General features: G+C 69.1%; 7 protein-coding genes and 1 riboswitch. All 7 genes read left to right on the plus strand.

The window, feature by feature from the left end:
• Positions 1-323 precede the first annotated feature (323 nt).
• Positions 324-424: riboswitch (TPP riboswitch) on the plus strand.
• Between the two features lie 59 nt (positions 425-483).
• Positions 484-1,284, plus strand: coding sequence for a bifunctional hydroxymethylpyrimidine kinase/phosphomethylpyrimidine kinase (thiD, locus tag LCF60_RS23250; protein WP_292294915.1), 801 nt, complete (start codon positions 484-486; stop codon positions 1,282-1,284).
• Positions 1,281-2,252, plus strand: a complete 972-nt coding sequence (locus LCF60_RS23255) for an FAD-dependent oxidoreductase (RefSeq protein WP_292294916.1) — start codon at positions 1,281-1,283, stop codon at positions 2,250-2,252. The genes thiD and LCF60_RS23255 overlap by 4 nt, the downstream gene beginning before the upstream one ends.
• Complete coding sequence (gene thiS / locus LCF60_RS23260) at positions 2,242-2,439, plus strand: sulfur carrier protein ThiS (RefSeq protein WP_292294917.1); 198 nt, start codon at positions 2,242-2,244, stop codon at positions 2,437-2,439. Before LCF60_RS23255 ends, thiS begins: the two co-directional genes overlap by 11 nt.
• Position 2,440: 1 nt before the next feature.
• Positions 2,441-3,211, plus strand: coding sequence for a thiazole synthase (locus tag LCF60_RS23265; RefSeq protein WP_292294918.1), 771 nt, complete (start codon positions 2,441-2,443; stop codon positions 3,209-3,211).
• Complete coding sequence (locus LCF60_RS23270) at positions 3,208-3,804, plus strand: thiamine phosphate synthase (RefSeq protein WP_292294919.1); 597 nt, start codon at positions 3,208-3,210, stop codon at positions 3,802-3,804. The genes LCF60_RS23265 and LCF60_RS23270 overlap by 4 nt, the downstream gene beginning before the upstream one ends.
• Positions 3,801-4,784, plus strand: coding sequence for a HesA/MoeB/ThiF family protein (locus LCF60_RS23275; protein ID WP_292294920.1), 984 nt, complete (start codon positions 3,801-3,803; stop codon positions 4,782-4,784). Before LCF60_RS23270 ends, LCF60_RS23275 begins: the two co-directional genes overlap by 4 nt.
• Positions 4,781-5,339 (plus strand): ABC transporter substrate-binding protein (locus tag LCF60_RS23280; protein WP_292294921.1); only part of this gene is annotated, 559 nt, incomplete at its 3' end. The genes LCF60_RS23275 and LCF60_RS23280, both read left to right, overlap by 4 nt.

The raw sequence follows: 5,339 nt of genomic DNA on the forward strand, positions 1-5,339 counted from the left end.
TGCTATGCCGTCCTACTATGCCGTCTTACCCCACTCAGCGTGCCGAACTCGCGCATACAGGTCCCGCAGACCCATATAAATATGGGGTAAGGCGTCCCCACCCTACCCCAAAAACGGTCTCGAAAACCGATACTCGGAGATTCGAATCTCTCCGCTGCGGTGAGCCAAGCAATCTATCGAACGCGGCAATTGCACCATTTTCCCTTCGCTCGGCGACGCGATCCATGGAGTGGGTTCCTCATCGCGGTGTCTCTCGAGTCGCAGCGATACTGCTGCGCAAGGAACATTGTTGTAGGCCCCCTCTCCCCTTGCTAACATAATTGTCGAATCCGTTGGGGTGCCCTGTCTGGGGCTGAGAGGCGCAAGCCGACCCATCGAACCTGATCCGGCTAATACCGGCGTAGGGAACGGAGCACGACCTGGCGCGGCCGACGGCTGCCGCCTTTTCGCCCTCCTTCCGTCGCCGGTTGGGGGAAAGCGATGATGAGACACGCAACCGCACTGACCATCGCAGGCTCCGACAGTGGCGGCGGCGCAGGGATTCAGGCCGATCTCAAGACGTTCTCGGCGCTGGGTGTCTACGGAACAAGCGCGATCACCGCCATCACCGCACAGAACACACGCGGCGTCTTCGCGGTCGAAAGCGTCTCGCCCGTCGTCATCGGGGCGCAGATCGCCGCCGTGCTCGACGACATCCCGCCCCAGGCCATCAAGATCGGCATGCTGGCCTCGTCAGAGATCGTCGCCGCCGTCGCCGAGGCGATAAAGGGCTACACCGGTCCGGTCGTGCTCGACCCGGTGATGATCGCAAAGTCCGGGGACGCGCTGCTGGCGCGGGACGCCGAGGCCGCTCTGATCGAATGGCTGCTGCCCCGCGCCGACGTGCTGACGCCGAACCTGCCCGAGGCCGCGCGCCTGCTGCATCGCAGCCCGGCATGCGACGCGCAGGAGACCGAAGCCCAGGGCCAGGCCCTGCTCGGGCTTGGCGCGCGGGCCGTGGTAATGAAAGGCGGCCATGCGGCGGGACGGACCTGCATCGACCGGCTGGTCACGGCATCGGGCGTCACCGCGTTCGAGCAGCCGAGGATTGCCACCCGCAACACCCACGGTACAGGATGCAGCCTGTCTTCGGCCATCGCCGCCGAACTGGCCAAGGGCGCCGGGGTCGAACAGGCGGTGCGGCGGGCGCAGGCTTGGCTGCACGGCGCGATCCGTGCGGCGGACGGGCTGGGCATCGGCGGCGGTCACGGACCCGTGCATCATTTCCACGAGGTCTGGCGATGATGCGGGCCCGCGTTCTGGGGGCCGGCGTCGCCGGGCTGTGCGTGGCGGCGGAACTTGTCGGACAGGGCTGCAATGTCACAGTCTTCGACCCGGTGCCCCGGCCGGGGCCCCACGGCTGTTCCTGGTGGGCCGGCGGGATGCTGGCCCCGTTCTGCGAAAGCGAAACGGCCGAGGAACCGGTCGTCCGGCTGGGCCAGGAGGCGGCCGGCTGGTGGGAACGTCAGGGCGTGGCCGTCACCCGGCAGGGAACCCTCGTGCTGACGCTTGGCCGCGACCGGCGCGAGTTGGACCGCTTCGGGCGGCGTGTCGCGGGCCACCAGAGCCTCGACGCCAAAGGCCTTGCCGCGTTGGAGCCGGATCTCGATGGCCGGTTCGACCGAGCGCTGCACATCCCCGGCGAGGCGCATCTCGATCCGCGTGCCGCACTTGCCCACCTGCGCACCCGGCTGGAAAGCGCGGGCGTTGCGTTCGTCGCCGAACAGGGCCGGCCCGAGGGCCTGACCTTCGATTGCCGGGGTATGGCGGCGCGCGACCGCCTGCCGGACCTGCGCGGGGTCAAGGGCGAGATGGCGGTGCTGCGCAGTGCCGACCTGCGCCTGAACCGCCCGGTACGGCTGCTGCACCCGCGCTATCCGCTTTACGTGGTGCCGCGCGCGGACGGGCTCTTCATGCTGGGCGCGACCCAGATCGAAAGCGACGACCGCAAACGCAGCGTCCGCTCCGTCCTCGAGCTGCTGTCGGCTGCCTATGCGCTGCACCCGGCCTTCGGCGAGGCAGAGCTGGTCGAGATCGGCGCCGACGCTCGCCCCGCCTTTCCCGACAACCTGCCCCGCCTCAGCCGGCAGGGCGACACGATCCACGTCAACGGCCTCTTCCGTCACGGCTTCCTTCTGGCCCCCGCGCTGGCACGGATGGCGGTCGAAGCGGCCTGCGACCGAACAAGACCGGAGTTTTGGCATGAAGATTGAGATCAACGGCACCCTGACCGAGGTGCGCGCCGACACGCTGGCCGGGGTTCTGGACGAACTCGGCCATGGCGACGCCAAGGTTGCCACCGCCCTCAACGAAACCTTCGTGCCTGCCTCGGCGCGCGGGCAGACCGCACTTGCCCCCGGCGACCGGGTCGAGATCGTCGCGCCAAGGCAGGGAGGTTGAAATGCAGCTTTACGGCTCGGAAATCAGCTCGCGCCTCATGCTCGGCACGGCGCAGTATCCCTCGCCAAGCGTGCTGGCCGAGGCGTTCCGCCGCTCCGGCGCGGGCATCGCCACTGTCTCTGTCCGCCGCGAGGCGGGGGGCGAGCGGGCCGGCGCGGCGTTCTGGGATCTGGTGCGCGATCTGGGCGTGACGCTTTTGCCCAATACCGCGGGCTGCCATTCGGTGCGCGAGGCGGTCACGACGGCACAGATGGCGCGCGAGCTGTTCGATACGTCCTGGATCAAGCTCGAGGTGATCGGTCATGCCGACACGCTCCAGCCCGACCCGTTCGGGCTGGTCGAGGCGGCCCGCATCCTGACCGATGACGGCTTCAAGGTCTTTCCCTACACGACCGAGGACGTTGTGCTGGCCGATCGCCTTCTCGACGCCGGATGCGAGGTCCTGATGCCTTGGGGCGCCCCCATCGGCACCGGGCTGGGGTTGACCAACATCTACGGGCTGCGCACGCTGCGTGCGCAGTTTCCTGACGTGCCGATGGTCGTGGATGCGGGCCTTGGCCTGCCGAGCCAGGCGGCGATGGCGCAGGAAATGGGGTTCGACGCTGTGCTGCTGAACACCGCCGTGGCAAAGTCGGGCGATCCGGCGGCGATGGCCGAGGGGTTCGCCCGGGCGGTGGAGGCGGGGCGACTGGCGTATCAAGCCGACCCGATGGAGCCGCGCGACATGGCCGCACCCTCGACGCCAGTGATCGGCAAGGCGTTCCTCTCATGAGCCTCGACCGCTTCTATCCGATCTTCGACAGCCCTGATTGGCTGGAACGCACCCTGCCCCTTGGCGTGACGCTGGTGCAGTTGCGGATCAAGGACACGCCCGAGGCCGAGTTGCGGGCGGTCATGGCGCGGGCGCAGGCGCTGTGCCGCCGGCACGGCGCGGTGCTGGTGGTCAACGATCACTGGCGGGTGGCCATCGAACTCGGCTGCGACTGGGTGCACCTGGGACAGGAGGATCTCGACGCGGCGGACCTGCCCGCCATCCGTCGCGCCGGGCTGAAGCTGGGCATCAGCACGCATGATCATGCGGAACTCGACCGGGCGCTGTCGATTTCACCCGACTACGTGGCGCTCGGGCCGGTCTATCCGACGATCCTCAAGAAGATGAAGTGGCAGCGGCAGGGCCTCGAGCGCGTGACCGAATGGAAGCGGCTGATCGGCGACCTGCCCCTCGTCGCCATCGGCGGGATGAGCGTCGAGCGCGCGGCGGGTGCCTTTCAGGCCGGGGCCGACATCGTGTCTGCGGTCACCGACATCACCCTGCATGCCGACCCCGAGGCGCGCCTGCGCCAGTGGATCAAGGCGACGCGATGACCCGCTACGCCCGCCAGGTCGCCGTGCCCGAATTCGGCGCGGATGGACAGGCCCGCTTGCGGGATGCGCATGTGCTGGTCGTCGGCGCGGGCGGGCTTGCCGCGCCGGTGCTGCAATATCTCGGCGGTGCGGGCGTCGGGCGCATCCGGCTGGTCGACCCCGACCGCGTCGAGGTGACGAACCTGCACCGCCAGACGCTGTTCCGCGAGGCCGATATCGGCCGCCCCAAGGCCGAGGCCGTCGCCGCACACATCATCGCCCTGAACCCCGAATGCCGCGTCGAGGCGCTCGCCGCCGCGCTCGATCCGGCCAATGCCGCTGCACTCTGCGCCGGCGCGGACCTCGTGCTCGACTGCGCCGACAGCTTCGCGGCAAGCTACATCCTGTCGGATGCCTGCCATGCCTCCGGGCAGGTGCTGGTCAGCGCCTCGGTGATCGGTCTGGACGGCTATGCCGGGGCCTTCTGCGGCGGCGGGCCAAGCTTGCGCGCCGTGTTCCCAGACCTGCCGCGGCGCGCGGGGTCCTGCGCCGAGGACGGCGTCCTGGGGCCCGTCGTGGGGGTGATTGGCGCGCTACAGGCGCAGATGGCGGTGGCGCTGCTGGCGGGCATCCCCCCGTCGCCGCTGAGCCTTCTCGTCACCTTCGATGCCCGAACCTTCCGCTCTGGCGGGTTCCGCTTTGCCGGCGCGGCCGAGCCGGAGCGCCAGCCGCGCTTCCTCGCGCCGTCCGAGATTGCCGAAACCGACTTCGTCGTCGACCTGCGGGTCGAGACCGAGGCGCCGCTGGTGCGTCCCACCGCCCGCCGACTGCCCGTCACGGCCTTCGGGCCGCACGGCCCCCTCCCCGCGCCCGGCCAGCGCGCCGTGCTCTGCTGCCGTTCCGGCCTGCGGTCTTGGGCCGCGGCGGAACGGCTGGCCTCGGTGTGGGACGGAGAAATTCACCTTGTCGCCATGGGCGACCCGACCGGAGAGACCCTATGAAAGCACCCCTGACCGCCCTCGCCTTGCTGATCGCCATGCCTGCCGCCGCGCAGGACCGGATGACCGTCATGCTCGACTGGTTCGTGAACCCCGACCACGGACCCATCATCATCGCCGAACAGCAGGGATATTTCGCCGATGCGGGGCTGGAGGTCGAGGTGATCGCCCCCGCCGATCCCTCCGACCCGCCCAAGATGGCCGCCGCCGGGCGTGCCGATCTGGCCATTTCCTATCAGCCGCAACTGCATCTTCAGGTGGCCGAGGGCATGCCGCTGATCCGGGTGGGCACGCTCGTCGCCACGCCGCTCAACTGCCTGCTGGTGCTGAAGGACGGCCCCATCGGGGACATCGCGGACCTTGCAGGCCGCAAGGTCGGTTTCTCGCTGGCAGGGGTCGAAGAGGCGCTGCTGTCGGCGATGCTGGGCCAGGCCGGGCTGGAGACCGGCGATATCGAGCTGGTCAACGTCAACTGGTCGCTCTCGCCCTCGCTCATGTCGGGGCAGGTGGATGCCGTGATCGGGGCCTACCGCAATTTTGAACTCAACCAGATGGAGA

This window comes from Marivita sp., from assembly GCF_020055635.1.
Lineage (GTDB): Bacteria > Pseudomonadota > Alphaproteobacteria > Rhodobacterales > Rhodobacteraceae > Marivita.